24 protein-coding genes are annotated in these 25,111 nt (G+C 61.0%); 18 read left to right on the forward strand and 6 right to left on the reverse strand.

Features of this window, described 5'->3' with window-relative positions:
• Window positions 1-27 precede the first annotated feature (27 nt).
• The 4 genes from PspCFBP13528_RS15550 to PspCFBP13528_RS15565 are packed head-to-tail and all read left to right on the forward strand — an operon-like array spanning window position 28 to window position 2,959.
• Complete coding sequence (locus tag PspCFBP13528_RS15550) at window positions 28-552, forward strand: chemotaxis protein CheW (protein ID WP_137200555.1); 525 nt, start codon at window positions 28-30, stop codon at window positions 550-552.
• Between the two features lie 22 nt (window positions 553-574).
• Window positions 575-1,378 carry a protein-glutamate O-methyltransferase CheR gene (locus PspCFBP13528_RS15555; protein ID WP_101220987.1) on the forward strand — a complete coding sequence of 268 codons (804 nt, stop codon included), beginning with the start codon at window positions 575-577 and terminating at the stop codon, window positions 1,376-1,378.
• Window positions 1,371-1,892, forward strand: a complete 522-nt coding sequence (locus PspCFBP13528_RS15560; RefSeq protein ID WP_137200556.1) for a chemotaxis protein CheD — start codon at window positions 1,371-1,373, stop codon at window positions 1,890-1,892. The genes PspCFBP13528_RS15555 and PspCFBP13528_RS15560 overlap by 8 nt, the downstream gene beginning before the upstream one ends.
• On the forward strand, window positions 1,889-2,959 hold the full coding sequence (locus PspCFBP13528_RS15565; RefSeq protein ID WP_101220989.1) for a chemotaxis response regulator protein-glutamate methylesterase: 1,071 nt from the start codon (window positions 1,889-1,891) through the stop codon (window positions 2,957-2,959). Before PspCFBP13528_RS15560 ends, PspCFBP13528_RS15565 begins: the two co-directional genes overlap by 4 nt.
• Window positions 2,960-3,098: 139 nt before the next feature.
• On the opposite strand, the gene PspCFBP13528_RS15570 is transcribed toward PspCFBP13528_RS15565, so the two are convergent.
• Complete coding sequence (locus PspCFBP13528_RS15570; protein WP_137200558.1) at window positions 3,099-4,319, reverse strand: alginate lyase family protein; 1,221 nt, start codon at window positions 4,317-4,319, stop codon at window positions 3,099-3,101.
• Between the two features lie 233 nt (window positions 4,320-4,552).
• Between PspCFBP13528_RS15570 and PspCFBP13528_RS15575 the strand changes: the two genes are divergently transcribed.
• Window positions 4,553-5,242, forward strand: coding sequence for a response regulator (locus tag PspCFBP13528_RS15575; RefSeq protein ID WP_137200560.1), 690 nt, complete (start codon window positions 4,553-4,555; stop codon window positions 5,240-5,242).
• Window positions 5,243-5,247: 5 nt separating this feature from the next.
• Complete coding sequence (locus tag PspCFBP13528_RS15580; protein ID WP_137200562.1) at window positions 5,248-6,438, forward strand: ATP-binding protein; 1,191 nt, start codon at window positions 5,248-5,250, stop codon at window positions 6,436-6,438.
• Window positions 6,439-6,455: 17 nt separating this feature from the next.
• On the opposite strand, the gene PspCFBP13528_RS15585 is transcribed toward PspCFBP13528_RS15580, so the two are convergent.
• On the reverse strand, window positions 6,456-6,881 hold the full coding sequence (locus tag PspCFBP13528_RS15585; protein WP_137200564.1) for a GNAT family N-acetyltransferase: 426 nt from the start codon (window positions 6,879-6,881) through the stop codon (window positions 6,456-6,458).
• A 216-nt stretch (window positions 6,882-7,097) separates the two neighbouring features.
• On the opposite strand from PspCFBP13528_RS15585, the gene PspCFBP13528_RS15590 reads away from it, so the two are divergent.
• The 10 genes from PspCFBP13528_RS15590 (at window position 7,098) to PspCFBP13528_RS15635 (ending at window position 16,003) form a co-directional block, all read left to right on the forward strand.
• Window positions 7,098-8,003, forward strand: coding sequence for a LysR substrate-binding domain-containing protein (locus PspCFBP13528_RS15590; protein ID WP_101220993.1), 906 nt, complete (start codon window positions 7,098-7,100; stop codon window positions 8,001-8,003).
• 74 nt (window positions 8,004-8,077) lie between these two features.
• Window positions 8,078-8,905 carry a DMT family transporter gene (locus PspCFBP13528_RS15595; protein WP_065952845.1) on the forward strand — a complete coding sequence of 276 codons (828 nt, stop codon included), beginning with the start codon at window positions 8,078-8,080 and terminating at the stop codon, window positions 8,903-8,905.
• Between the two features lie 29 nt (window positions 8,906-8,934).
• Window positions 8,935-9,696, forward strand: a complete 762-nt coding sequence (locus tag PspCFBP13528_RS15600) for an SDR family oxidoreductase (protein ID WP_065952844.1) — start codon at window positions 8,935-8,937, stop codon at window positions 9,694-9,696.
• Between the two features lie 205 nt (window positions 9,697-9,901).
• Window positions 9,902-10,930 carry a phosphate ABC transporter substrate-binding protein PstS gene (gene pstS, locus PspCFBP13528_RS15605; RefSeq protein ID WP_057725519.1) on the forward strand — a complete coding sequence of 343 codons (1,029 nt, stop codon included), beginning with the start codon at window positions 9,902-9,904 and terminating at the stop codon, window positions 10,928-10,930.
• A gap of 74 nt (window positions 10,931-11,004) precedes the next feature.
• A complete protein-coding gene (gene pstC / locus PspCFBP13528_RS15610; protein ID WP_065952843.1) occupies window positions 11,005-11,973 on the forward strand; it encodes a phosphate ABC transporter permease subunit PstC in 969 nt (322 codons plus the stop codon).
• A complete protein-coding gene (pstA, locus tag PspCFBP13528_RS15615; RefSeq protein WP_065952842.1) occupies window positions 11,970-12,863 on the forward strand; it encodes a phosphate ABC transporter permease PstA in 894 nt (297 codons plus the stop codon). The genes pstC and pstA overlap by 4 nt, the downstream gene beginning before the upstream one ends.
• 76 nt (window positions 12,864-12,939) lie before the next feature.
• Window positions 12,940-13,701 (forward strand): phosphate ABC transporter ATP-binding protein PstB, encoded by a 762-nt coding sequence (gene pstB / locus PspCFBP13528_RS15620; protein WP_065888298.1) that lies wholly within the window; start codon window positions 12,940-12,942, stop codon window positions 13,699-13,701.
• A 95-nt stretch (window positions 13,702-13,796) separates the two neighbouring features.
• Window positions 13,797-14,495 (forward strand): hypothetical protein, encoded by a 699-nt coding sequence (locus PspCFBP13528_RS15625; protein WP_065952840.1) that lies wholly within the window; start codon window positions 13,797-13,799, stop codon window positions 14,493-14,495.
• Window positions 14,495-15,097 carry a hypothetical protein gene (locus PspCFBP13528_RS15630; RefSeq protein ID WP_232790594.1) on the forward strand — a complete coding sequence of 201 codons (603 nt, stop codon included), beginning with the start codon at window positions 14,495-14,497 and terminating at the stop codon, window positions 15,095-15,097. The genes PspCFBP13528_RS15625 and PspCFBP13528_RS15630 overlap by 1 nt, the downstream gene beginning before the upstream one ends.
• A gap of 276 nt (window positions 15,098-15,373) precedes the next feature.
• Window positions 15,374-16,003 (forward strand): LysE family translocator, encoded by a 630-nt coding sequence (locus PspCFBP13528_RS15635; RefSeq protein WP_137200566.1) that lies wholly within the window; start codon window positions 15,374-15,376, stop codon window positions 16,001-16,003.
• A 107-nt stretch (window positions 16,004-16,110) separates the two neighbouring features.
• Here the strand turns inward: PspCFBP13528_RS15635 and PspCFBP13528_RS15640 are convergent, their stop codons facing one another.
• Window positions 16,111-17,385: a glycoside hydrolase family 68 protein gene (locus tag PspCFBP13528_RS15640; RefSeq protein ID WP_101220996.1), complete on the reverse strand. Its 1,275-nt coding sequence runs from the start codon at window positions 17,383-17,385 to the stop codon at window positions 16,111-16,113.
• 98 nt (window positions 17,386-17,483) lie between these two features.
• Complete coding sequence (locus PspCFBP13528_RS15645; protein WP_137200568.1) at window positions 17,484-17,789, reverse strand: hypothetical protein; 306 nt, start codon at window positions 17,787-17,789, stop codon at window positions 17,484-17,486.
• Here PspCFBP13528_RS15645 and PspCFBP13528_RS15650 point away from each other — a divergent pair.
• Window positions 17,788-19,119, forward strand: a complete 1,332-nt coding sequence (locus tag PspCFBP13528_RS15650; protein ID WP_232790595.1) for an APC family permease — start codon at window positions 17,788-17,790, stop codon at window positions 19,117-19,119. The genes PspCFBP13528_RS15645 and PspCFBP13528_RS15650 overlap by 2 nt on opposite strands.
• A gap of 161 nt (window positions 19,120-19,280) precedes the next feature.
• Here the strand turns inward: PspCFBP13528_RS15650 and PspCFBP13528_RS15655 are convergent, their stop codons facing one another.
• Window positions 19,281-21,722 (reverse strand): TonB-dependent siderophore receptor, encoded by a 2,442-nt coding sequence (locus PspCFBP13528_RS15655; RefSeq protein ID WP_137200570.1) that lies wholly within the window; start codon window positions 21,720-21,722, stop codon window positions 19,281-19,283.
• A 108-nt stretch (window positions 21,723-21,830) separates the two neighbouring features.
• Window positions 21,831-23,483, reverse strand: coding sequence for a cyclic peptide export ABC transporter (locus tag PspCFBP13528_RS15660; protein WP_065952833.1), 1,653 nt, complete (start codon window positions 23,481-23,483; stop codon window positions 21,831-21,833).
• Window positions 23,484-23,681: 198 nt separating this feature from the next.
• On the opposite strand from PspCFBP13528_RS15660, the gene PspCFBP13528_RS15665 reads away from it, so the two are divergent.
• Window positions 23,682-24,509 carry a N(5)-hydroxyornithine transformylase PvdF gene (locus PspCFBP13528_RS15665; protein ID WP_137200572.1) on the forward strand — a complete coding sequence of 276 codons (828 nt, stop codon included), beginning with the start codon at window positions 23,682-23,684 and terminating at the stop codon, window positions 24,507-24,509.
• The last annotated feature ends 602 nt before the right edge of the window (window positions 24,510-25,111 follow it).

A 25,111-nucleotide genomic window follows, 5' to 3' on the forward strand; every position in this document is an offset into this window, starting at 1 on the left:
CGAAAAGCAACTGATCCGAGGTGAATCATGGCGTTATCCATTGACAGTCCAGGCAATGCCGCGAGCTCGAGCCCGGGCCAATACCTCACCTTCGAGTTGGGGGATGAGATGTTCGCCGTCGGTACGCTTAACGTGCGCGAGATCATCGAATATGGGCCGATCACCCACGTGCCATTGCTGCCCGCCAGCCTGCGCGGCGTGATCAATCTGCGAGGCGCCGCGGTTCCGATACTCGACCTCGGCGTTCGCTTTCGCGGCGAACGGACGCTGCAGACATCAAGAACCTGCTTTGTGATCTTGGAGGTGCAGGCCGGTAGCGTGCGCAAGCCGGTGGGCATCATTGTGGATGCGGTCAGCGAGGTACTTGAAATCGACGAGCGCGATATCGAACCTTCCCTGAGTTTCGGCACCGAGGTCAGGGCCGATTTTCTGTTGGGCATCGGCAAATTGGACAGCGGTTTTGTGCTGTTACTGGATATCGGTCGCGTGTGGTCCCTGGAACCGTTCGATGTGCCGGCAGACCTTGAATCCTTGCTGCCTGCCACCGCTTGATCCAACTTTTTGGGGTGCCCTCATGAACGTGATTCTCTCCGACACCGAGTTTCAGCAATTTCGCAGCCTTATCCATCAAATCGCCGGCATCAGCCTGTCCGACGCCAAAAAACAGTTGGTCAGCACACGGCTTGCCAAGCGGCTGCAGGCGTTCGAGCTCACGACCTACGGCGCTTACTACAAGGTATTGATGAAGGACTCGACGGAATTGCAGGTGGCGGTAGACATGCTGACCACCAACGAAACCTATTTTTTTCGCGAACCCAAGCATTTTGACTTCCTGCGCGAGGTGGCCCTGCCGGAACTGCGCGGCAGCGGCACGTTACGGGTCTGGAGTGGCGCCTGCTCCACCGGTGAGGAGCCCTACACCCTGGCAATGGTCCTGGCCGACAACCTGGTCGGTCGGCCTTGGGAAATCATGGCGTCGGATATCAGCAGCCGCGTGTTGGATAAAGCCCGCCAAGGGCGCTACCCCCTTGAAGGAATACGCGGCATCCCAGAAGCGCTGCTGCACAAATATTGCCTCAAGGGCGTCGGTGCCAATCACGGTTGCTTCATGGTCGAACCGGCGCTCGCGGCGAAAATCGATTTCCAGGCGATCAATCTGAACAATCCGCTGCCGAAAGTCGGCCTGTTCGACGTGATCTTCCTGCGCAACGTGATGATCTATTTCGACAATGACACCAAGGTGCAAGTGGTCAAGCGTCTGGTCAGCCATCTCAAGCCTGGCGGCTATTTTCTGGTCAGCCACTCGGAAAGCCTCAACGGCGTGACCGATGAGCTGAAGCTGGTCAAGCCTTCGATCTATCGGAGGCCACATGCCTGACACTCAAGCTTGCCGCGAAGTGTTCCTCAATCCTGGCGACTGGTTTTTCGGCACCGGCGCGATCCGGCTGCGCACGGTGCTGGGCTCCTGCGTGGCCCTGGTGTTCTGGCATCCGCAGCGCTTGTTGGGCGGTATGTGTCACTACCTGCTGCCCCAGCGTGCTGCGACGAGCGCGAAGCCCCTGGACGGTCGCTATGGTAATGAAGCGCTGCAACTGCTGCTCGATGCCATGCGCGCGAGCAAGGTGCCGGCGACGGAGTTCAGAATCAATGTATATGGCGGCGGGAATATGTTTCCCGGGCTGGCGCGTCCGGACAACCATTACGTCGGGCAACGCAATGTCGAGCAAGCCCGGCGCCTGCTCGATGGGCATCACTTGCGGTGTTTGAACTGGCACGTGGAAGGCGTGGGGTACCGCACCGTGGTATTCGACCTGGCCAATGGCAATATCCAACTTAATTACCTGGCGCTGCAGCGCCCCCTCAGCAGTTCTCAACGAGAGCGTGCGCTATGAGTCTTATCAAAGTACTGATCATTGACGACTCTGCCGTGGTTCGTCAGGTATTGACGGCGACGCTGGGGCAAGACCCCGCCATCGAGGTGATCGGCGCGGCGGCAGATCCGGTATTCGCCATGGATAAAATGAACAAGCAATGGCCGGATGTGATTGTGCTGGACGTCGAGATGCCGCGGATGGACGGCATTACGTTCCTCAAGAAACTCATGGCTGAACATCCAACGCCGGTGGTCATCTGCTCGACCTTGACCGAGAAGGGCGCGGCCACCACCATGCAAGCGTTGGCCGCCGGTGCCGTCAGTATCGTCACCAAGCCGCAGTTGAACTTGCGCCAGTTCCTGACCGACAGTACCGATGAGTTGGCGGGCGCCGTCAAGGCGGCGGCCAGGGCCAACATGAAACGGATGGTGCCGTGCGGCGAACGTTCAGCCCCAAGGTTGAACGCTGATGTCATTCTGCCCGCGGGCACTCAGGCGATGGCGCGCACCACCGAAAACATTGTTGCCATCGGCACCTCCACCGGTGGCACTCAAGCCCTGGAGTTGGTGTTGACCGGGTTGCCCAGGGTATGCCCGGGCATCGTGATCGTGCAGCATATGCCTGAGCACTTCACCGCGGCGTTTGCCGAGCGACTCAATCGGTTGTGTGACATCGAGGTCAGGGAAGCGAAAAACGGCGACAGGGTCATCCCCGGCTGCGCGTTGATCGCCCCGGGCGGGCGGCACATGGTGCTCAAGCGTAACGGTGCCCAATACCAGGTGGAAATCGTCGACGGCCCGCCCGTGAGCCGGCACCGGCCCTCTGTTGATGTGCTGTTCCGCTCCGTTGCCCGCAGTGCCGGCGGTAACGCGCTGGGCATCATCATGACGGGCATGGGCGACGATGGCGCCCGTGGGCTGAAGGAAATGCACGACAGCGGTGCGCGTACTCTCGGCCAGAATGAAGAGTCGTGCGTGGTGTACGGCATGCCCAGGGAGGCGTTCAAGCTCGGCGCGGTGGAGCGCGAGTTGCCGCTCGAGCAAATTTCGGCGGCGATTCTTCAATCCATGCACCCGCGTCGCTGACTGTTGGCGGGGGCCGCTTTCTTTCCCCCGACGCCTTGACTCCTCCAAACGCTTTTCCCGGTTTCAGACCCCAGCGGCGATGGCCTTGCCCAGTGATTCAGTGGTGCCGGTGCCGCCGACTTGCAGGTGCTGGCGTCTCTTACGGCACCAGTTCAGCGTCTGACACACCATATTCGCCCAACGAATACAGCAATGTTCCATACCCCAATTGGTCGTAGCCACCGCTGTCGCGGCCATAATCGCCGCCGCCTCCTTCCACCTGGACGTTATTGGCCATGGCTTTCACATTCGGCGCGCTGAGGCTTTTGCGCACGACGTAATGGTTGTACAGCAGCTCCCATATCGGACGGATTTCGCCCCGATGGTTGGCCGAGATGACCCTCTGGTTGAACCTGCGGTTGAGCAAAGGGGTAAAGGGAACGTCGTGGCCCAGGTTGTACTGGGCCACATACTCGGCGCCCTGCAGTACGCGATTGTTCTGGTAGCCGAACAGGTCGTCGCCCTGGCTCCAGGCCATCTGGCAGAAACTGCCGAGCAAGGCGATGTCGAGCATGGCGTATGCCTGATCCCGCCCGCTTTCCTGGACTTGCCCCAGGCCATTGCCGTGGAGCTTCCAGACCGCGTGTTCGATGGCGCCGTTACCGGTGCCGTGCTTGAAGTAGTCGACGGCCTCGTTGTAGAGGTCGCGGCGGTCCGTCAGTACGCCGATGGCCAGTATTGAGTTCATGCTGGCCAGGTCCCAGTGGGCCCCATGACGATCAGGCGGGCTCCCGTCGTGACGCATCAGGAAATCATGACTGATGGGATAGAACACGCTGAGCAGCATGCCCTGGAATCGATGAACGTCCGCCGCCTTCCACTGCGGGTAGCTGCGCAGCAGTTCGGCCGCGTTGGCCAGTTGATAACCGGTCAAGCCTGCCACCAGGGACTTGCCGCGTTCGCCCTTGATCGCGGTAAGCGTGGAAGACCACTGGTTCAAAATGCCCACAGCCTTGTCGGCATAGGCGGGGTCTTGCGAGATCTGCCAGCGCAGGGCCAGTGCATAGGCTGCGGCGGCGTCGTTGAACAGCGTGCTGTCGTTATTCAAACCATCTGAAGTGCGATACACCACGGGCACCGGATTGGACTGCCAGGCCAATGATGCATGTGGGTTGGCGATCAGCTTTTGCCAGCCGCCCAGCCATGGCGGGTTCTGGTTGGCCAGTTTTTCGCGTATTCGCGTGAAGTCCGCCTGGGTCTGGAGCAGGCCCGGATGGACGAATGCATCGGCGGGCCGGGTGGAGGAGGCTTGACTGTCGATGCTTATCGACAGCGCGCCGAGCAGCATGGCCATTGTGCAGAGGTGCTTGAAAGAAATCATCGTGTGCCCAACCTCATGCGGCGTAGACAGCCATACGGACAGGGCCACGCTCGGCCCCGGGGATGAAACAGCTGGCGCTTGCAGGGAGCCGTTCAGGCGAGTTGATAGGCTTGGACAGCAGTGCGGTGGTAGGCATAGGATCGGTTCGCGAAAGTCGGGCACAGGGCAATCCTGGCAGCGGACTTTCAATAAACCGTTCGCAAATTATCAAGGTTTCATCAAGAGGCTTCTTTGTGTCAGGAAAACGTATCCTCATTGTCGAAGACGACGCCGACAGCGCCAGCATTCTCGAAGCCTATCTGCGCCGCGATGGCTATGAGGTGGCCTTGGCCGAAGACGGTCAGCGCGGTCTCGACCTGCACAAGAGCTGGCAGCCCGACCTGATATTGCTCGACGTGATGCTGCCGCGCTTGAGTGGCACCGAGGTGTTGTCCGCCGTGCGCCGCAGCAGTGACACGCCGGTGATCATGGTCACGGCCATGGGCGACGAACCGGAAAAGCTTGGCGCCTTGCGCTACGGCGCGGACGACTATGTGGTCAAGCCCTACAGCCCGCGCGAAGTGGTGGCGAGGGTGCAGGCGGTGCTGCGACGCACCACCGGCAACCAGCCGGTGGCACACCTGTTGCGCCATGAGAACCTGCGGGTGGATCTCGATGCTTTTACTGCAGCCATCGAGCAGGGCGATGCACCACCGCAATGGCTGGACCTGACGCCGACGGAATTCAAGCTGCTGGTGACGTTGCTCCAGACCCCGTCCAAGGCCTTCACCCGTGACGAGCTGCTGGAAATCTGCCTGCCGGAAAGCGAAGCCCTGGCCCGTGTCGTCGATACCCATGTGCACAACCTGCGCCGCAAGCTGGAAACCCATGGCATCGCCGGGGTACTGGTGACGGTGCGCTCCATTGGCTATCGGTTCAGGTGAGCCCCATGTTGGATAAACCCCCTGCGGATAAATCGCAGATCAACGACAAACCACTGTGGCGCTGGATCGGCATGCGCATGAGCCTGCTGGCGATCGGCGCGGTGGTGGTGATCTCGGTGTGCATGTGGATCAACATCACGCTGGCGGATTGGAGTTTTGTGCAGCATCTGCCGCCGGGGCTGCGCGAAGAGTTGCAGCAACTGCGCGCCGATCCAGGGCTCAACGAGCCACGCTTGCGTCAATTGGTTGCCCAGTACTACCCCCTGGACTATTTCCAGCCGGCCATCGCCAATCACGACTGGCTGGTACTGGTTGGCCTGGTGCTGGCCGCCATCCCCATCATCATTGCTTGCGGCCTGTGGTTTTCGCGGCCCTTGTCCAGCCAGTTTTCGACGATTGCCCAGGGCGCCAGGCGCGTCGCCGGCGGGGATTTCCTGACGCGCCTGCCGGTCCACCGCGCTGCACCCGACGAGCTGCAACGCTTGGTCAGCGACTTCAACAGCATGAGCACCCAACTGGAGCGCTATGAGCGTGACGTGCGAGAGTCCAGCGCGGTCATTGCCCACGAGCTGCGCACGCCGTTGAATGCCGCCATGGGGCGCGTGCAGGGTATGCTCGACGAGGTGTTTCCCAGCGATGCGGCGCAGTTGGGCATGGTCAAGCGTCAGCTCGATCAGCTGAGCAAACTGGTGGATGATTTGCACCTGTTGTCGATGGCCAGGGCTGGCCGGTTGGTGCTCGAGCGCAGCGATTTCCCCCTGATGGCGCTGGTGGCCGAACGGCTGGCCTGGTTTGAGCCGCAATTGGATCAGGCCGGCGTTCGAACACAGGTCAGTATGACCGATGGGCTGCGGGTGCATGCCGATCGCGATCGCCTGGGCCAGGTCATCAACATTCTGGTTGATAACCTGCTGCGTTATGCGGCAGGCGGCGGTGAGTTGAATATTGTGGCGTGTCAGGTTCAAGACCAGGTAGTGATTGAAATCGGTGACCGTGGCCCGGGCATCGAAGCACAGCATCTGGACAGCGTATTTGATCGCTTCTGGCGGGCGGAACGCTCCAGGGCGCGTTACTCGGGCGGCAGCGGGCTAGGCTTGTCCATCGCCCGGGCGATCTGCCAGGCCCATGGCGGCGCCATGACCGCCAGCAACCTGGACGAGGGTGGCACGCTGATCAGGGCACAGTTTCCGGTGTAGGCTCTGACCGGCCCGGTTCAGCGAACGAATTTGACGTACACCTGTTCCGGGTCGCCTTCATCAAGGTTCTCGATTCGACCGCTCGGTATGAACCCGGCCTTGGCCAGCATCGCCTGGGAAGCGGTGTTGGAGAGGTTGGTCGAGGCAAACAGCTTGGGCGTTTTGCACAGCTTTTCGGCGCCCGCCAGCAGCGCCAGCGCCACCCCCTGGCGTTGGTGCATCGGCGCCACGACCACCAGCGCCACAAAGTCGTGATGGAAGAAATCATTGGTCAGCAGCAGGTAGCCAGCGCACTGGCCGCCTGCCTCGGCGACCAGGCATTGCTGGCGCACCACGGCGTCATGGATAAATACACGGCGACTGGCGTGGGCCGTGGCGTAGGCGTCCAGTGCGAGGAGTGCATGCACGTCGTCGAGTGTGGCGGGGCGGATGTACAGTTCCATATTCAGGCACGGTTCTATCGGTGGGCATTGGCGTAACCCTACCACCCATTCATTAGCGCAGTCGGGTACTGCGCCGGCTCCCGCGTAAAGCCAGCGGCCTGGAGCGCGCATCGGTCGGTCGCCCATCCCTGTTTGAATCAATTACCCGGCGACCGGGGTAACATGAGCCTGAGCTCATGCCCAACCTGTTCCTGCCCATTCGCCGAGACCCTGCCGATGAGAGACCTGCCGCCGACCGCCACCTTGCGCGCGTTTGAAGCCGCCACGCGGCATCCGACCTTTACAGCCGCCGCCCAGGAACTGCATGTGAGCCAGAGCGCGGTCAGCCACCAGCTCAAGCATCTGGAAACGCTGTGGGGGCTGCAGCTGTTTGAACGCGGTCAACCGCTACGCCTCACGGCAGCGGGGGCTACGCTGGCGCCCATCGTGCGCGAATTCTTCATCAGCCTGGAGGCGACCCTGGGCGATCTGCGCGAGCAAAAAGGCCGGGTTCGACTCAGCGTCAGCACCACCTATTCGTTCGCACTCAAATGGCTGCTGCCGCGCTTGCCGAGCCTGGCCCGTCAGCACCCCGAGCTGCTGGTGTCGCTGGACACCACCGACAAGATCATCCACTTCTCGGGGGGCCAGGCCGATGTCGCGATTCGGCTGGGCAAGGGCAGTTATCCCGGCCTGTATTCGCAGTTCCTGTTCGGCGAGCAGGTGTTTCCGGTGGCCAGCCCCGACTTGCTGCAGCGCCTCGGAACACCGCGCGATCCGGCCGAGTTGTTGCGTTTGCCGCTGCTGACCCGCGATGGCGCCGAACTGGTGCCGAAATGGGAGGCCTGGTTTCAAGCCGTGGGGCTGGGGTTTTCACCGCTCAGGGAAAGTGTCAGGTTCGGTGACAGCAATATGACGGTCGAGGCCGCCTTGCTCGGCCAGGGCGTAGCCTTGGTGCGCAGCGGCCACGTGGAAAACGAAATCAGCGATGGCCGTCTGGTACGGCTGTTCGATGTGCCGTTCCCATCGCCGCTGGCCTACTATTTCGTCTGCCCCAAGGGCGTCGAGGCACAGCCGCACATCCTCGACTTGCGACAGTGGTTGATGGCCGAGGCGCTGAAAGTGCAACAGGCCGCTCACTAGGGTATGAGTATTCGTTCATGGCGCAATGAGCAAACTTCGCTGTCGTTCCGGTGCCGGGCTGCCTAAGATGGCGCATGCCTATCCATCTTGTTTGCCTGGTTCTTTTCGCCGCGCTCCTGCACGCCAGCTGGAATGCGCTGCTGCGTGGCGGTGCCGACCGGCTGTGGTCGATGACGGTGATGTGTATTGCCATCGCCATCACCTGCAGCGTCGCCGCAGCGTTCATGCCAATACCCGCGACTGAGAGCTGGGGGTATGCGCTGCTCTCAGCGTTACTGCATGTGGGCTACAACCTGTTTCTGGTGCGTAGCTATCGGGTCGGTGACCTGGGGCAGATCTATCCGATTTCGCGTGGGTCGTCGCCGGCCCTGATCACCCTGGGTGCCGCCGTGTTTGCCGGCGAGCGCATCGCGCCCGGCCAGTTGCTGGGTATCACGCTGGTCTCTGGCGGGATCATTTCGCTGGCGTTCAAGGGGCGCAGCCTGTCGGTTCCCAGCCTGCCCTATGCGCTGGGCACCGGCTGCTTCATCGCGGCCTACAGCGTCGTCGACGGTATCGGTGCCAGGCTCTCCGGCGCGCCGCTGGCTTACACTGCATGGATGTGCGCCTTGTGGGGCGTGCTGATGCCGGTGGTGTACATCGGCCTGCGCGATGCCCGCAGCCTGTTCTGCGTGCGGCCCGGCCTGTTGACCGCTGTGCTCGGCGGGCTGGTCTCCTTGCTGGCCTACGCAATCGTTATCTACGCCATGAACGAAGCGCCCCTGGGCGCGGTATCGGCATTGCGCGAAACCAGCGTGCTGTTTGCGCTGTTGATCGGCTACCTGTTTCTCGGCGAGACGCTCACCGTGCGCCGGATCCTGGCGTGTGTCGTGATCGTAGCCGGCACGCTTATCATCGGCTGATACAGCCAATAACACAGGAGGTCATTGAAATGGAAAAGGTCACACAGGCACCCTTGATCCTGATCACCGGAGGCAGTCGCGGCGTGGGGGCAGCCACCGCTCGGCTGGCCGCCGCCAAGGGTTATGACGTCGCTATCAGCTACGTGGCCAGTGAAGCGGCGGCGTTGGCGGTGGTGGCGGATGTGCAGGCAGTGGGGCGCAGGGCCCTGGCCGTGCGGGCCGACAGCGCAGACCCCGAACAGGTTGCGCAGTTGTTCGCGGCCATCGACCGCACGTTCGGGCGCATTGATGTACTGGTCAATAACGCCGGGGTGCTGCAGACCCAGTCGCGCCTGGAGGATCTTGGCTTTGAACGCATGCAACGTATCTTCGCGGTCAATGCCATCGGCCCGATGCTCTGTGCCCAGCAGGCGGTCAAGCGCATGGCTTACCGGCACAACGGGCCGGGCGGGGTGGTGATCAATGTGTCTTCCGGCGCGGCACGCCTGGGCAGCCCCAACGAATACATCGACTATGCGGCGTCAAAGGGCGCCCTGGAGACATTTACCATCGGGTTTGCCAAGGAAGTGGCGCGCGAGGGCATACGCGTCAACTGTGTTCGCCCCGGGCACATCTACACCGAGATGCACGCCAGCGGCGGCGAGCCGGGCCGCGTGGATCGCGTCAAAGACTCGATTCCCATGGGGCGCGGCGGCCAACCGGAGGAAGTGGCGCAGGCCATTCTCTGGCTGGCCGGCGCCGAAGCGTCGTTTGTGACCGGCACATTCCTTGACGTGACGGGCGGCAAGTAAGCCGGCGGGCGTCTTCGTCTCGTTTCGCGCCCGAAAGGGACGAATACGCCTGTTAGTCGCAATTTGTTACGAATCAATCACGGCAAAATGCCAGTTTGCACCGGCAAAAGGGGGCAAAAACACGTCTGCCATGGATTTTTCATAAAATCGTAACAAAGCTGCTGCACAGTCCCGGGAGCCCGAAATTACACCACGGAGTTCCTGAATGAAAAGCTTGATGAAGTCTGCTGCACTCGCCGTCGCGGTTTCTCTGAGCGCCACTTCGGTGTTTGCTGCCGAAAGCATCCGCCTGACCGGTTCCGGGGCCAGTTTCCCGGCCCCGATCTACCTCACCTGGTTCAAGGATTTCAGCAAGAAAAGTGCGGGCGTCACGGTTGACTACCAGTCCAAGGGCAGCGGGGCGGGGGTACAGGACTTCCTGAACAAAACCGTCGACTTCGCCGCCAGTGACTCCGCGATGAAAGACGAAGACATCGCCAAGGTTGCCGAAGGTGTACAACTGCTGCCGATGACCGCCGGCGAAATCGTGCTGGCCTACAACCTGCCGGGCAACCCGAAGGGTCTGAAGCTGCCGCGCGACGTGTACTCCGATATCTTCCTGGGCAAGATCACCCAGTGGAACGATCCGAAGATCGTTGCCGCCAACCCGGACCTGAAGCTGCCGGCTACGCCTATCACCGTCGTGGTGCGTGCCGACTCCAGTGGCACCACCGCGGTATTCACCAAGCACCTGGCGGCGATCAACCCTGGCTTCAAAGAGGCATTGGGTGAAGGCAACACCGTCAACTGGCCGGCCACCGACAAGTTCATCAAGTCGCCCAAGAACGACGGTGTGACCGCCACCGTACGCCAGACGCCAGGCGCGATTGGCTACATCGAATACGGTTTCGCCAAACTGGCCAAGGTTGACTTCGCCCAGTTGCAGAACAAGGCCGGCCAGTATGTTGTGCCCAATGCCGAAAGCGGTGCAGAAGCACTGGCCGCGGTGAAGATGCCGGAAAGCCTGGTGGCCTGGCTGCCGGACCCGGACGGCGCCAAGTCCTACCCGATCACGTCCTACACCTGGATGATTTTCCGCAAGGACAACGGCAACCCGGCCAAGGCCAAGGCCATGCGTGAAATGGTTGAGTACAGCCTGACCGAAGGTCAGAAAATCGCTGACTCCATGGGCTACATCCCGCTGCCGCCTTCGGTAGTCGAGCAGGTTCGCAAGGCGTCCGCCAACATCCAGTAAGGCGTGTCAGGTCGCTTCCGGCGTGGGCGGTCAGCCCTGTCGGAAGCGTTTCCTCCCTGTTTCGGAATTAATCCATGAACACACCTTTTGTCGTACCGGGTAACCCGGACTCTGCGTGCCAGCCGCCGTCCACCAAGGACTTCGTGATGGATCGCACCTTCCGTGCGCTTGCACGCATCGGCGTGGTGCTGGTGCTGGCGCTGGTCTTCGCGCTGGTGTTCGAAGTAGGGCGCAAAGCCCTTCCAGGCATGGAAAAGCACGGTTTTGACGTGCTGCTGGGCAGTGTCTGGGATGTCAACCAAGGCAAGTACGGCATTCTGCCGGCGATTTGGGGCACGCTGTACAGTGCCTTCATCGCGTTGCTGATCGCCGGCTTCTTTGGCGTCAGCATGGCGATTTTCCTCACCCAGGATTTCCTTCCCGCCAAGCTGGCTGCGGTGTTTCGCACCATCGTCGAATTGCTCGCGGCAATCCCCAGTGTGGTGTACGGCCTGTGGGGCATCTACGTGGTCATTCCCGCCATCCGGCCGCTGACGGCGTGGCTCAATACAGAACTGGGCTGGATTCCCTTTTTCGGTACGTCCCTGAGCGGGCCGGGCCTGCTGCCGGCCGCGCTGGTATTGGCGATCATGATCCTGCCGACCATTGCCGCGGTGTCCCAGGACGCGCTCACCGCGGTGCCGATGAAAACCAAACAGGCTGCCTACGGCATGGGCACGACGCACTGGGAAGCGATTCTCAAGGTGATGGTGCCGTCGGCCGCCACCGGTATCTTCGGCTCCCTGGTGCTGGGCCTGGGCCGCGCCCTGGGGGAAACCATGGCCCTGGCGATGCTGGTGGGTAACGCAAACAACATTTCCCTGTCGCTGTTTGCACCGGCCAATACCCTGGCGGCCTTGTTGGCGCTGAACTTTCCCGAGGCCGGACCGAACGAGATCGAGGTGTTGATGTACGCGGCGCTGGTGCTGATGTTCATCACGCTGCTGGTCAACGTCGCGGGTTCGATGATCATGCTCTACGCCCAGCGGGGGACTCGCCAATGACCAACCTCACCACGCCTGCCGCCGCGCTGCCCAGCCTGCAGCGTCGCTTCGAAGGCCGCGCCCTGCGCAGCCTGGTCTTGACCACGCTGGTCTGGTTCGGTGCGCTGCTGGCCAGCGTACCGCTGATCTCCGTGCTGTATATGCTGATCACCCGAGGCGGTGCGCGCCTGAGCCTGGAGCTCTTCACCGAGCTGCCGCCGACCGGTTTCGAGACCGGCGGCGGCTTCGGCAACGCCATGGCCGGCACCTTGGTCATGGTCGGCATTGCGGCGGCCATCGCCGTGCCGGTCGGTATCCTGGCCGCGGTGTTTCTCGCGGAGCTGGGGCCTGACAGCAAGCTGGCGAACGCTGCGCGCTTTGCCGCCAAGATGCTCACCGGCTTGCCGTCCATTCTGGCCGGGGTGTTTGCCTACGCGCTGGTGGTGATGACCACCGGGACCTACTCGGCACCGGCAGGTGGCGTGGCGCTGGCCGTGCTGATGCTGCCGATCGTGGTGCTGACGGCTGAAGAGTCGATGCGCATGGTGCCCAAGATCATGAAGGACGCTGCCTACGGCATGGGTTGCACCCGTTCGCAGGTGATCTGGAAAATCGTCTTGCCCACCGGCCTGCCGGCGATCCTGACCGGCGTCATGCTGGCCGTGGCGCGAGCTGCCGGCGAAACCGCGCCATTGCTGTTCACCGCGCTGTTCAGCAACTACTGGATCTACCACGACGGCAACCTGGCCGTCATGAACCCGACAGCCTCGTTGGCCGTGCTGATCTACAACTTCTCCGGCATGCCCTTCGACAATCAGCTTGAACTCGCGTGGGCGGCTTCGCTGGTGCTGGTGATGATCGTGCTGGTCGTGAATGTCGTGAGCCGTATTTTCGGCAAACCCAAGTACTAAGAGCGGGAGCACCTGAATTTTGAACGTATCCACTGCGCAAATAGCCGCTCCGTTTGTGACCCAGTCGCCTGTGGTCATGGACTGCAAGCTGGACAAGATTTTCTACGGCAACTTCATGGCCGTGCGTGACAGCCACGTGCCGATCGAAAAAAACAAGATCACCGGTTTCATCGGGCCTTCCGGCTGTGGCAAAAGCACCGTGCTGCGCAGCCTCAACCGCATGAATGACCTGGTCAAGGGCTTTCGTTTCGAAGGGCATGTGCATTTTCTCGGCCAGGACGTGTACGGCAAGGGCGTCGATCCTGTGGTCGTGCGTCGTTACATCGGCATGGTGTTCCAGCAGCCGAACCCGTTCTCGATGAGCATCTTCGACAACGTCGCCTTTGGCCTGCGCCTCAATCGCTACAAGGGCGACCTGGGCGACCGCGTCAAACACGCGCTGCAAGGCGCCGCCCTGTGGGACGAGGTCAAGGACAAGTTGAAGGTCAGCGGTTTGTCGCTCTCCGGCGGCCAGCAGCAACGTCTGTGTATCGCACGCGCGATCGCCACCGAGCCGGAAGTGTTGCTGCTGGATGAACCGTGCTCGGCGCTCGACCCGATTGCCACCCGTCGCGTCGAGGAACTGATGGTCGAGCTGAAGAAGGATTACACCATCGCGCTGGTGACCCACAACATGCAGCAGGCGATCCGTGTGGCGGACACCACGGCGTTTTTCTCGGTGGATATTTCCCAGGGCACGCGCACGGGGTATCTGGTCGAGATGGGCCCGACCGCGCAGATTTTCGGCAAGCCGCGCGAGCAAATGACCGAAGATTACATCAGCGGCAAGTTCAGCTGAGCAACACCGTCCGGCCTGCGCCGCCTACGTGCAAACGCCAAATGGATGTGGCGTGAACCGGTAGATTTTTTACCTCGTGTTTCCAAGGAGTTTCAATGTCTGCAACGCATCGCCTGGATCTGCCAGCCATCGAACGCGCATTGCGCGAAGTGCAGGAGCGCTTCGCCGAGCTTAGCCGTCACTTCACCGAGCCGCGTGACCCCTTGACCGACGAAGTGCTGCTCAATGTGCTTGAAGGCTATGCGTTGATTGACGACTATGTCGCACGCGGCGTTGACCTGTTTGATCTTCATCAGCTGAACCTGATGCTGGAAATCAACGCCACCGTGCTGTGCGGTCGAGACCCGGCGCGGCGCGTGGAATACGCGCAGCACCTTGCGGCCACCGAGGAGCATTTCTTCAATAACGTCGAAGGCGGCATCAAGGACCTGTTCAACTGGTACTGCGCGTATCGCAGCGAATCGGTCTGGAAGCGGGCGGCCGGCGTTTATGTGCGCATCCTCAGCAAGCCGCAGTTGTTCATTGAAGGCAACAACCGCAGTGGGTCGCTTATCGTCAGCTATCTGCTCATGCGTGCAGGTTTGCCGCCGTTCGTGCTGACGCTTGAAAATGCCGAGGGCTACTTCAACCCGTCCTCGGTGATACGCAACTCTGCCAAACATGGCGTCAAGGCGTTGTACGAGTTGCCCAAGATCAAGAAGAAGTACGCCGCGTTCCTGGAGAACCAGGCGCCTGATCCCAACAAATTTTTCCTCAGCGGCACGCCGCTGCCCAAACGACAGGGAGGCCACTGATGCGCAGATTCAAGCGTCAACGCCTGCGTATTTCATTTGATATCGATGACACGCTGGCCTGCCAGCTCCACCACTGCGCTGTCGAAACCAGCTGGCTGCCGGCCTGTGTGCATCGTTGGCTGGGTGAGCCGTTGCGCATCGGTACACGTTCCCTGATCCGCGATTTGCGTCGCCAGGGGTGCAGCGTCTGGGTCTATACCTCGTCCGGCCGCACACCGTCCTACATCCGCCGCTGGCTGTTGCTCTATGGAATCCGCGTTGATGGGGTCGTTAACAGTGTGCTGCACAACCGCGCCCTGACCGGGCATGGGTTGTCGAATGCGCCTTCGAAGTATCCGCCGGCATTCGATATCGACTTGCACGTTGATGATTCCGAGGGCGTGCAGATTGAAGGGGCTGATCATGGGTTCCGCGTGGTCGTGGTTAATCCGCAGGATGTACGCTGGGCGCAGAAAGTCCTGGAAGCCGTGGTCATTGTCCGCGCGCAGCTCGGTTGGCCGCGGCTGGTCAGCCACAAGGCGCCGCGCAACACCGCACTGTCGCTAGAGCCGAAAAGGACTGTCGCCAACTCGATCCTGGCGCGTGGACAATGGTCCGGTTGAATGTATCCAGGACAATTCTTTGTGTGTATCGATGGGCGAGCGTAGGCTCCCATTCACATACAGCAAGGAGGCGAACCCGGCACGCAGGAGGCAACAGTTCCAGTGGCGTCGAATCGATTGAGGCATGTTCAGTCACGTTACGCTCAGGTGCACCGACCTTGAACGAGCAGCGGCTTTTCATGACGCCGTGATTGCGCCACTCTGGCTGATCCAACACGCAGCGACCCCCCATGGCAGCGCGCCTCACAACGTCTATTACGGCGATCTGGAGCGCTCATGGTAGAGCCATCGACGCTGTTGCTGTTCGCAGGGGCCGTGTTGCTGTTACTGATGTCTCCTGGCCCCAATATGGCCTTTGTGATTGCGCACGGCGCGAGCTACGGCTGGCGTGGCGGCGTCGCTGCCGCATTGGGCATCGGCGCGGCCGACCTCGTACTGACCGCGCTCACCGCCGCCGGCCTCACCGCCGCCATAGCTCAGTGGCCGCCCTCGTTCGACCTGATCCGCTGGGCCGGCGCGTTCTATCTACTCTGGATGGCCTGGAACGCCCTGCGGGTTCGTGCCGGAGGTTCAACGCATGCCACCCTCCAGATGTCGCTGATGTCGGTGTTCATCCGTGCGATGCTCAATTCGTTGCTCAACCCGAAAGCGCTGCTGTTTTTCATGGTGTTTTTGCCGCAGTTCGTTGTGCGCGGCAGTGCGGCGGTCGCCTTGCAAATAGTCGTGCTGGGGTTGGTATTAACCTTGATCGCGATCATTTTTCACGTCGTGCTGGGCCTGATGGGGGGAATCATCCGGGGTTACGCTACCCACCAAGGCGAGCCCGCAAAGTGGCAGTCGCGGGGCCTGGCATTCGTGTTGGTATTGCTGGCAGTTCGCCTGGCGTTCACGTCGCGGCCGGCATGAGGTATCCGGGTAGCCGGTGCGTAACTTGCGTAAAAAAGCCACTCGATCGAGTGGCTTTTTTACCCTGTGGTTTATGAAATAGACGCTACGACGTCCGTTTGCCTTGCTTACTTGAGCGTGACGTCAACCATCGGCGGGATGTAACCGTAGTCATACTCGGCGACCACGAATGTCTGCTGCCCTTTGATCTTGATGCCCACGGTCGGTGCCTCGGTGCCGCCGATGCGCATCTGTGTCCCGCTTTCGCCGGTGGGTACGCTGTCGATGAAGGAAGTCACCAGACCGTTGGGCATTACGCAGTGGGAGTAGGTCTGGAAGGGCTGGGAGGACGGATTTCCCAGGACCAGGCCGGAACCGTTCAAGGGCACGTAAGGGCCGAACAGCGAGTCTGCGACAAAACCGTACACCCCATCCGGCCCTGTTACACCGTCGCCGTAGGTGAAGGTGTGGCTGATGGTGAACAGGTAATACTTGCCGTCCTGGAACACGAAGTGCGGACGTTCGGTCTGGTCGTTGACGCCGACTGCGGTCAGCAGCGGCGGCAGCATTTCCCAGTCGTCCCCGTCTTCGTCACGGGCCACGGCGATACCGACGCAGGCGGTCTGGAAGCGCGAGTTGCCGACGTCTTCGTAACCGGGCGGCACATCGCCGATTTCTGCCTTGCCCACCTTGTGCGAGCCGCGCTCGCCGGCCACGTTGCCTTCGAACAGCATGTACAGCTTGCCGTCCTTCGGGTCGCGGAACGGCCATGGATCGCGGAAACCCCAGAAGGCGTTCTGCGCTTCGGTCTGGTACATCTTGCCGTCGGCCTCGAACAACGGCTTGACCTTCTCGAAGCCCACCAGGCTGACGCCATGCTCGGTGGTCACCACGCGGCCACGCACCTTGACGATGGTCGCGCCCGGCGTGACGGCGGTGTAGTAGAGGTCCACCTCGCCTTGCTCGTTCAACAGGATCGGCGTGCCGGCCCATTCGCGCACCGTTGGCGAAACGCCTTCGGCCATTACCCGGCCGCCGAGTTTCCAGTCCTTGCCGGTGCGGGAGTACCAGTAGTACATCTTTGCCCGACCATGGCGATCGTTCCAGTCGCGGGCGATGTCGTAGTTACCGTTCTGATCGAGGTACTGCGGGTCGTTGGGGTGACGATCCGCGGTCAGGGTGAAGATCACCGACCAGCCATCGACGGAGGTGATATTTCCATCAATGTCACGCAGCGGCATGGTGTCCCAGATAAACACCTTATCGCTCAGCACCGGGAAGTCGGCACTGACCAGTGGCTGGGTGGTGGTGGGGTCGTCCGCATGGACTTTGAGCGCATCGGCGCGGGTCCACAGGCTGGGTAGGTGGGGTGTTTTGCCAAATTTTTCAGTGGTGCTTTTCATAGGAAACCTCGTCCATGAAGGTAAGATAAATACTGTATTCATATACAGTGATTCGACTTTAAAAGACTGGCTCACTCGGGTCAAGGGCTAAAATGCATTTATGCATATTTTTGGGTGATGCCTTGGCTGACACGTTTCAGCGTGGGATTTTTACAGACGTTCCGCTGAGCCCAGCAGCAGGCCGCGAACATGCTCAAGGGCAATGCGAGCGGCTGGAACATGCCACCGGGCTTCAGGCACGGATCCACGAGCCCATTCGGCAAGCCCTCGGCCAAGAGGTAGGTATAGGCGCTACCAAATAACGGAACTTTGGCCGCGCAGGCATTCTCCATTGCAGATAGCCCCGCTTCAGCCGGCCTGCGCCGGATGATTGCTGACTGCAACCCGCCGCCAGAGCCGTCCATGACCGAATCCAGCCTCAGCCACGCCGAACCTTCCAAGCCGTCCTTGCGCCGCGCCGTAACCGGCCCGATGTTGTTCCTGTTCATCCTGGGCGATGTGCTCGGCGCAGGCGTGTATGCGCTGGCCGGAACCATCGCCGGCCAGGTCGGCGGGGCGATCTGGGTGCCGCTGCTGGTGGCGTTGTTCTTCGCCATGCTCACGGCCGGCTCGTACGCCGAATTGGTGACCAAATACCCCCATGCAGGCGCCGCGTCGGTGTTCGCCGAAAAGGCGTTCAAGTCGCCGCTGATTTCGTTCCTGGTGGGCTTTTGCATGCTTGCAGCCGCCGTGACCAGCGCCGCCGGGTTATCCCTGGCGTTTGCCGGTGACTACCTGGCGGCGTTCGTTGACGTGCCGCCGCACTGGGCGGCGCTGGTCTTTTTGCTGGTGATTGCGCTGTTGAATGCCCGCGGGATCAAGGAATCGCTGGGCGCCAATATGGTGATGACGTGCGTGGAACTGTCCGGGCTGCTGTTGGTGGTGGTTGCCGCAGCCTGGTGTTTCCACTCCGGCGAAGCCAACCTGGGGCGAGCGTTCGAATTCAAGCCCGGCATCAATCCGATGCTCGCCGTGCTCGGCGCTGCGCTACTGGCGTTCTATTCGTTCGTCGGCTTCGAGACGTCGGCTAATCTGGCGGAAGAAATCCGTGGTGTGCGCAAGGTTTATCCGCGTGCGCTGTTCGCCGCATTGATCGTGGCGGGCATCGTGTATATGGCGGTCGGTGTTGCCGCCTCCGTGGTGCTGCCGATGGACAAGCTGACAGCCACGTCGGCACCGCTGCTTGAAGTGGTGAGCGCCTCGGGCCTGAATATTCCACCGCAATTGTTTGCCTTCATCGCCTTGGTGGCGGTCGCCAATGGCGCGCTGTTGACAATGGTCATGGCCAGCCGCCTGACCTACGGCATGGCGCGCATGGGCCTGTTGCCGGAGCCGTTGTCGCGCGTGCTGGCCAAGCGCCGTACGCCTTGGCTGGCGATCATTGCCAGCACGGCCGTGGCCATCGCCTTGACATTGACCGGCACGCTGGCGGCATTGGCCGAGACAGTGGTTTTGTTGCTGCTGTTCGTGTTCCTTAGTACCAACCTGGCGGTGCTGGTATTGCGGCGTGACACCATTGAGGAGAAGCATTTTCGTGTGCCGAGCTGGGTGCCGGTGCTGGCGATTGTTTCGTGCCTGATTCTGCTTAGCCAGCAAAGCCTGGATACCTGGTTGCGCGGTGGGGCGCTGATTGTGCTGGGCATGGTGCTGTATGGCTGCAATCGATTGGCGACGCCGGCTGTGCAGGCGAGTTGAGTACACCTGCCGTGTCGCTGCCTATGCCGTCGATGGCTGCGGGTCAGTCGCCTTGTGGGTGGCTGACGCTTCTCCACCCATGGCACAAATAAAAACGCCCGGAGAGCATGCTGCGCTCACCGGGCGTTATTTTTGATCACCGGGGTGATCAAGGCATCACGTCAGAAGTCCCAACGCGTACTGACCATCACGTTACGCGGCTCGCCGTAGGCGGCAGAGTTATAGAAACCGACGTTGGTGTAGTATGACTTGTCGAAGATGTTGTTGAAGTTGACCGTTGCCGACAGGTTCTTGGTGACCTGGTAGCGGGTCATCAGGTCCACCAGCCAGTAGGATTCCTGGGTGATGTCCTGATTGGTTTCGAGTGGCCCGTTCCAGATCTCGTTCCAGCCCTTGGTCTGCCAGCGCACGCCGCCGCCGATGGTGAACTTGTCCAGGTCACCCTTGAGCTTGTAGGTGGTGTTCAGGTTGACCTGATGCTCGGGCTCGAAGGTGGAGATCTTCTTGTCGTCGTCATCGCGCACGATTTTGTGGGTGTAGCCACCTTGCACTTGCCAGCCCGGGCTCAACTCACCGGTGATTTCCGCTTCGTAGCCCTTGGTCACGGCCTTGGAGCCTTTGAATGCATAGTTCCGCGGGGTCGGCGTCTGGTTGTTGTACGCATCGTCGGAGATCGCACGGTTGGTCTCATGCACTTCGAAGTAAGCGATGCTGGTGTTCAGGCGGCCATCGAAGAACTCACCCTTGAGGCCAATCTCGTAGTTTTGTCCTTCGTCCGGTTCCAGCAGTTTTTCGTTGCGGTCTTTATAGGTACTTTCCTGAGGCTGGAAAATGTCGGTGTAGCTGGCGTACGCCGAGAAGTTGTCGTTGAGGTCGTAGATCACCCCGGCATAAGGAATGAACCGCCCGGTTTCCTTGTAGGAAGGGTTGTTACCGGTGACGTGATAGTTGGCTACGCGCCCGCCGAGGATCACGTTCAGGTCATCCATCACGTTCAAGCGTGTGGTCACGTAGTAACCCGTCTGGCGGATGGTGTCATCGATGTACTGCTGGGCCGGGCCGTAGATAGGCTTGGCGAGGTGGCCGTTCCAGTTATAGAAATCGACTTTGTTGCCGCCCGGCCATTCCGGGGACCAGTAACCCTTGCCCTGCCAGCGCGAGGTGCCGATCGAGCCGCCCACCACCAGCTCATGTTCACGGCCGAACAGGCTGAAAGGTCCGGTGGCGTAGAGGTCGGCGGAGGTGCTTTTGGTTTCGCCGGTGTACTTCTGCCCGTTGATTTCGGCAGTGCCATCGGCTGCCGGCTGGACGAACTGAATCGAACCGAGGTCGGCGTGGTAGCCGTTGATCTTGTGGTCGAGCTGGAACTTGGTCACCCAGCCGTCGCCCAGGTCATGCTCGAGCATGGCGAACGCGGTACGGGTGTTCTGCTCCCAGGAACTCCAAGTGGTGCCGTTGTTGTAGGAGCGCGGCATCTTGTTGATGCTGCCGTTGGAGTTTACCAGCGGGAAGGAGCCGGACCAGCTCGAACCCTGCGGAACGTTGTCCTGGTAGTCGAAGCCCACGGTCAGCAGGGTGTCGGGGGACAGGTCGAATTCGGTAATGCCGTAGTAGGTTTCGGTCTTGCGCGAGTAGTGGTCCATGAACGACTTCTTGTCCTGGTACGCGGCCACCGCACGCCCACGGATATTGCCGCTGTCGGTCAGGGGCCCGCTGACATCCACTTCACTGCGGTAGTTGTCCCAGGAGCCGGCGCCCAATTGCACATGCCCTTTGAAATCCGAGGTCGGTTTCTTGCGGATCAGGTTGATGGTCGCCCCCAGGGAGCCGGCGCCGTTGAGCAGGCCGGTAGCGCCCTTGAGCACTTCGACACGGTCGTAGATCGCCATGTCGCTCAAGGTATTGCCCGCCGAGTAACCGACGTTGCGCACAGTGGAAGGAATACCGTCGTACTGGAAGCTGTTGACCGAGAAACCCCGGGAGTAGTAGTTGGTACGGTCGCTGTCATAGGCAGACACCGTGATGCCCGGGGTGTGGCGCATCACGTCATCCATGTTGTTGAGGCCGAAGTCCTCGATGTGCTGGCGAGTGACCACGGTGATCGACTGCGGCGTTTGCCGGGGCGTCAGGGTCAGGCGCGTGGCGGTGGCGATGGTGCCCGGGGTGTAGGAGCCCGAACCTTCGGTGATGTTGCCCAGGTAGTTGGCGGTGACCTCGGTCGGGCTCAGTTCCAGCCCGCCACCTGCGCTGGCGGCGGCCACCGTCAAGGTATTGCCGTTAAGGCTGTAGGTGGTCTGGCTGCCTGCCAGCAACGCATCGATGGCCTGCTGCGGCTGCATCTTGCCGTTGATTGCGCGACTGTTCTTACCCTGCACGTCGCCAGGGCTGTACAACACTTGCACATTGGTCTGGCGGCCAAATTCCTGCAGCGCGCTCCCCAGCGGCTGTGCAGGAATGTTCAACTCGATCTCCTGGGCCTGAACGTAGCCTGCAATCGGCAGCGACACTGCCAGTGCCAGGGCACTCGGAAGAAGGTTCATGTTCAGGGCCCTGCGCATGGATAACGCTTTGCTCAGGGGGCTCAGACCGAGTCGTGCTGGCATGGATGCTTTCTCTTCTAGGTTTTAAGTGGGCAGTTATCGTATCTATTGAGGTTAATTCTCATTACCACTAGTGAGACGTTCCTACCTGGAAAAACCGGAAAATAAAATTCACGCGGGCTCCATTTCGTGTACCACCTGGCCGGCGCGCAGGCGTACCAACTGGTCGGCGATGTCGAAATAACGGTCGTCGTGGCTGATCACGATGATGGTCTTGCCCAGGCGCTTGAGGTCCGGCAACAGCTCGGTGTAGAAGATCCGGCGGAAGGCCGGGTCCTGGTCGGCGGCCCATTCGTCGAACACCAGCACCGGGCGTTCTTCCAGCCAGGCGTTGACCAATGCCAGGCGCTTGCGCTGGCCGGTGGACAGGTCGGTGGTGCTGAACACGCCGTCCTTGACGCTGACCTTGTGCGCGATTTCCAGGCGTTCCAGGTACTTGGTGGCGCTGTCCAGGGACTGGGTGGCGCTGCCTTGGACCAGGTCGTCGAACAGGTAATAGTCGGAAAACACCGTGGTGAACAGCTGGCGATAGTCATCGCGCTCAGGGTCGGTGACCGCTTCGCCATTCAGGCGAATCTCGCCGCCCTGAGGTGGGTAAAGACCCAGCAGCAGTTTGATCAGGGTGGTCTTGCCGCTGCCGTTTTCACCGACGATAAACACGATATCGCCTTGCTGGATACTCAGGTTGATCGGCCCCAGGTGGAACGGCTCGCTGCCTTCGACCGCTGGCGGGCTGTAGCTTACATCGCGCAGTTCGAGGCTGTTGACCACCGGTTTGGGCGCTTCGCTGTCGTCCATCAGCAGGTGCGGTTCGGGCGACGAAAAACGCTCCGACAGTTCACTGATGCGGCCAAATGCGATCTTGGCCTTGCCCACCACGGGCAGGTAACCCAGCAGGTGTTCCAACGGGCCTTTCATGTACAGCAGCACCAGCACGAAGCCGGTGATCACCGTCGGGTCCGGGTTGGGGTTATACGCCTGCATCGCCAGGGCCAGGCCGATGACCACGAAGAACAGCATCGAGCCAAATGTCTTGGCCAGGATGTAGATGTTGACCGAACGCACCTGGATATCGCTGATGCGGTCAGCGGTTTCCTGGATGCGGTGGGTGTTCATGCGAAACCGCCGTGGCCGGTGCATGCGCAGTTCCTTGGCGCCGGACGCAATGGCGTTGTAGTAACGCTGCAACTCGTCTTCATGGCTGCGCGCCAGGTCGAAGCCCTGGATGCCTTTGCCGCCGGCGATGAACTGCACGGCGCTGCCGATAATGATCGCCACCACCATCATCAGGAACATCGGCACCGACAGGTAGGCCAGGTAGCCCAGGCAACCGAGGGTGACCGTGGCCGCGATGGCCAGCGGCGTGAACGCGAAGGAAAAGTCGCTGATGGTGTCGACGTCGTGGGTCAGCACCGGGATCAGGCGGTGGGAGCGATAGCGTTCGATCTGGCCGATGGGCGCCGATAACACCTTCTCGCCCAGGTCCTTGCGCAGGGCGGCGATGATCCGTTGCCCGACGTAGTTGGTGCCGATGTCGGAAATGATCGAACTCAGCAGCGCCACCACGCACAGCGCCGCAAACGTCAGGACCACGCCCTGGGTCATGCCGGCCGCCGAATGCAGCGCGTTATTGATGGTCGCCAGCAACAATGTAATAGCCAGGCCGCCCACCATGCCGAGGGCAACGGAGACCGTCACAATGGTGCGAAAGGGCCGGAGCAGGGCGAGCAAGCCTTTGAAGGCGCCGCGTTTGGGGTCGGTCATAAATACATCCCGGAGAGTGAAAAGAGGGGCTGGGCACACAGACCCTTACCCATGACAAACGAAGTGTCGGCGCGACTATTTAGCTCGGTGTGCCGGGCGGTGACGGCGCTGGATAAATTGCGCGAGGGCTGGTTCGTTCTTGTTGTGTAGGCGCACGGGTATTCACGCCGTACGTATTCCTTCTGCGAGAGCGAAACAATGACGAAAAAGAACCTGGTGTATGTCTGGTCCCTGAGAAATGCCGCCGCCGACAAGGCCGGGCAGCCGGTGGCCTACAAGGACCATGAGCGCTACATGAAGTCGGTGCTGGAGTTTCTGGTGGGCTCGCTCAACGACACCGCGCTGGGCGACGCCTACAATCTGGTCGGGGTGGTGTACGACGATGATGAGCACAACCCGCGGGATCAGGCGCTGGTCGCCGATTACGGTTTCGCCTGCACGCCTGGCCGTCCATGGTTGTACCCGGCCGACCTGCGCGTGCAGGGCAAGTTGGTCAACGACCTGTTGCTGAACGTGCCGTCGACCTATCGTCGCCTGCCTCGGGGCAGCGCCGAGCATATCGCCGGCAAACAGGATTTCGAACGACGCCTGCATGACGTGCTGGTCGAGTTGAAAGCCGACATTGTGGTGCTCGATGGCTTGCTGGTGATCCTCGATGAACTGGTGCGCCCAGGCGCGCCGTTTGCGCGGCGCATCATGAACATCCATCCGGGTATCACCCGTATCGAATCGCCTTACGAACGCCGTGGTGCCTATGCCACCTGGAACGCGTTGTATGGCGCACGTGGGCAGACCGTGGTGGACTGGGCGACCAGGGCCACCAAGCCTTCGGAGCCGCTGTACCTCACCGGTGCGTCATTCCACTATGTGGATAACGGCATTGATTCCGGCGAAGTGTTCCACGACGTATTGAAGACCGAGATTTCGCCGCAAGACACCATCCTCGAACTGCGCTGGAACAACTTCAACAACAGCCTGTTCCCGGCGCTGCATGAAGGCCTCGAGCGGTTGGCCCAGAAAGGCTGAGTACACTCTTCGAGTGGTATGAAAGTCAAAGTGTGGGAGGGGCTTGGTGTATGGCCTGGAGCACGCGCACTGCCCGAAAACCAATCCAGTCATGCCGCGTCTGCGGGTAAATACATTCCTCCTGATGCGTGGCGTTCAAATGTGGGAGGGGGCTTGCTCCCGATGGCGGTGTGTCAGGCGCAGATGCATGCACTGACAGTGCCTCATCGGGGGCAAGCCCCTCCCACATTGGGTTGGTGTATGGCTTGGAGCTCGCGCACTGCCCGAAAACCAATCCAGTCATGCCGCGTCTGCGGGTAAATACATTCCTCCTGACGCATGGCGTTCAAATGTGGGAGGGGGCTTGCCCCCGATGGCGGTGTGTCAGGCGCAGATGCATGCACTGACAGTGCCTCATCGGGGGCAAGCCCCCTCCCACATTGGGTTGGTGTAGGGCTTGGAGCTCGCGCACTACACGGAAGCCAATCCAGTCACGCCGCGTCTGCGGGTAAATACATTCCTCCTGACGCATGGCGTTCAAATGTGGGAGGGGGCTTGCTCCCGATGGCGGTGTGTCAGGCGCAGATGCATGCACTGACAGTGCCTCATCGGGGGCAAGCCCC

Source organism: Pseudomonas sp. CFBP13528 (assembly GCF_005233615.1).
Lineage (GTDB): Bacteria > Pseudomonadota > Gammaproteobacteria > Pseudomonadales > Pseudomonadaceae > Aquipseudomonas > Aquipseudomonas fluorescens_AM.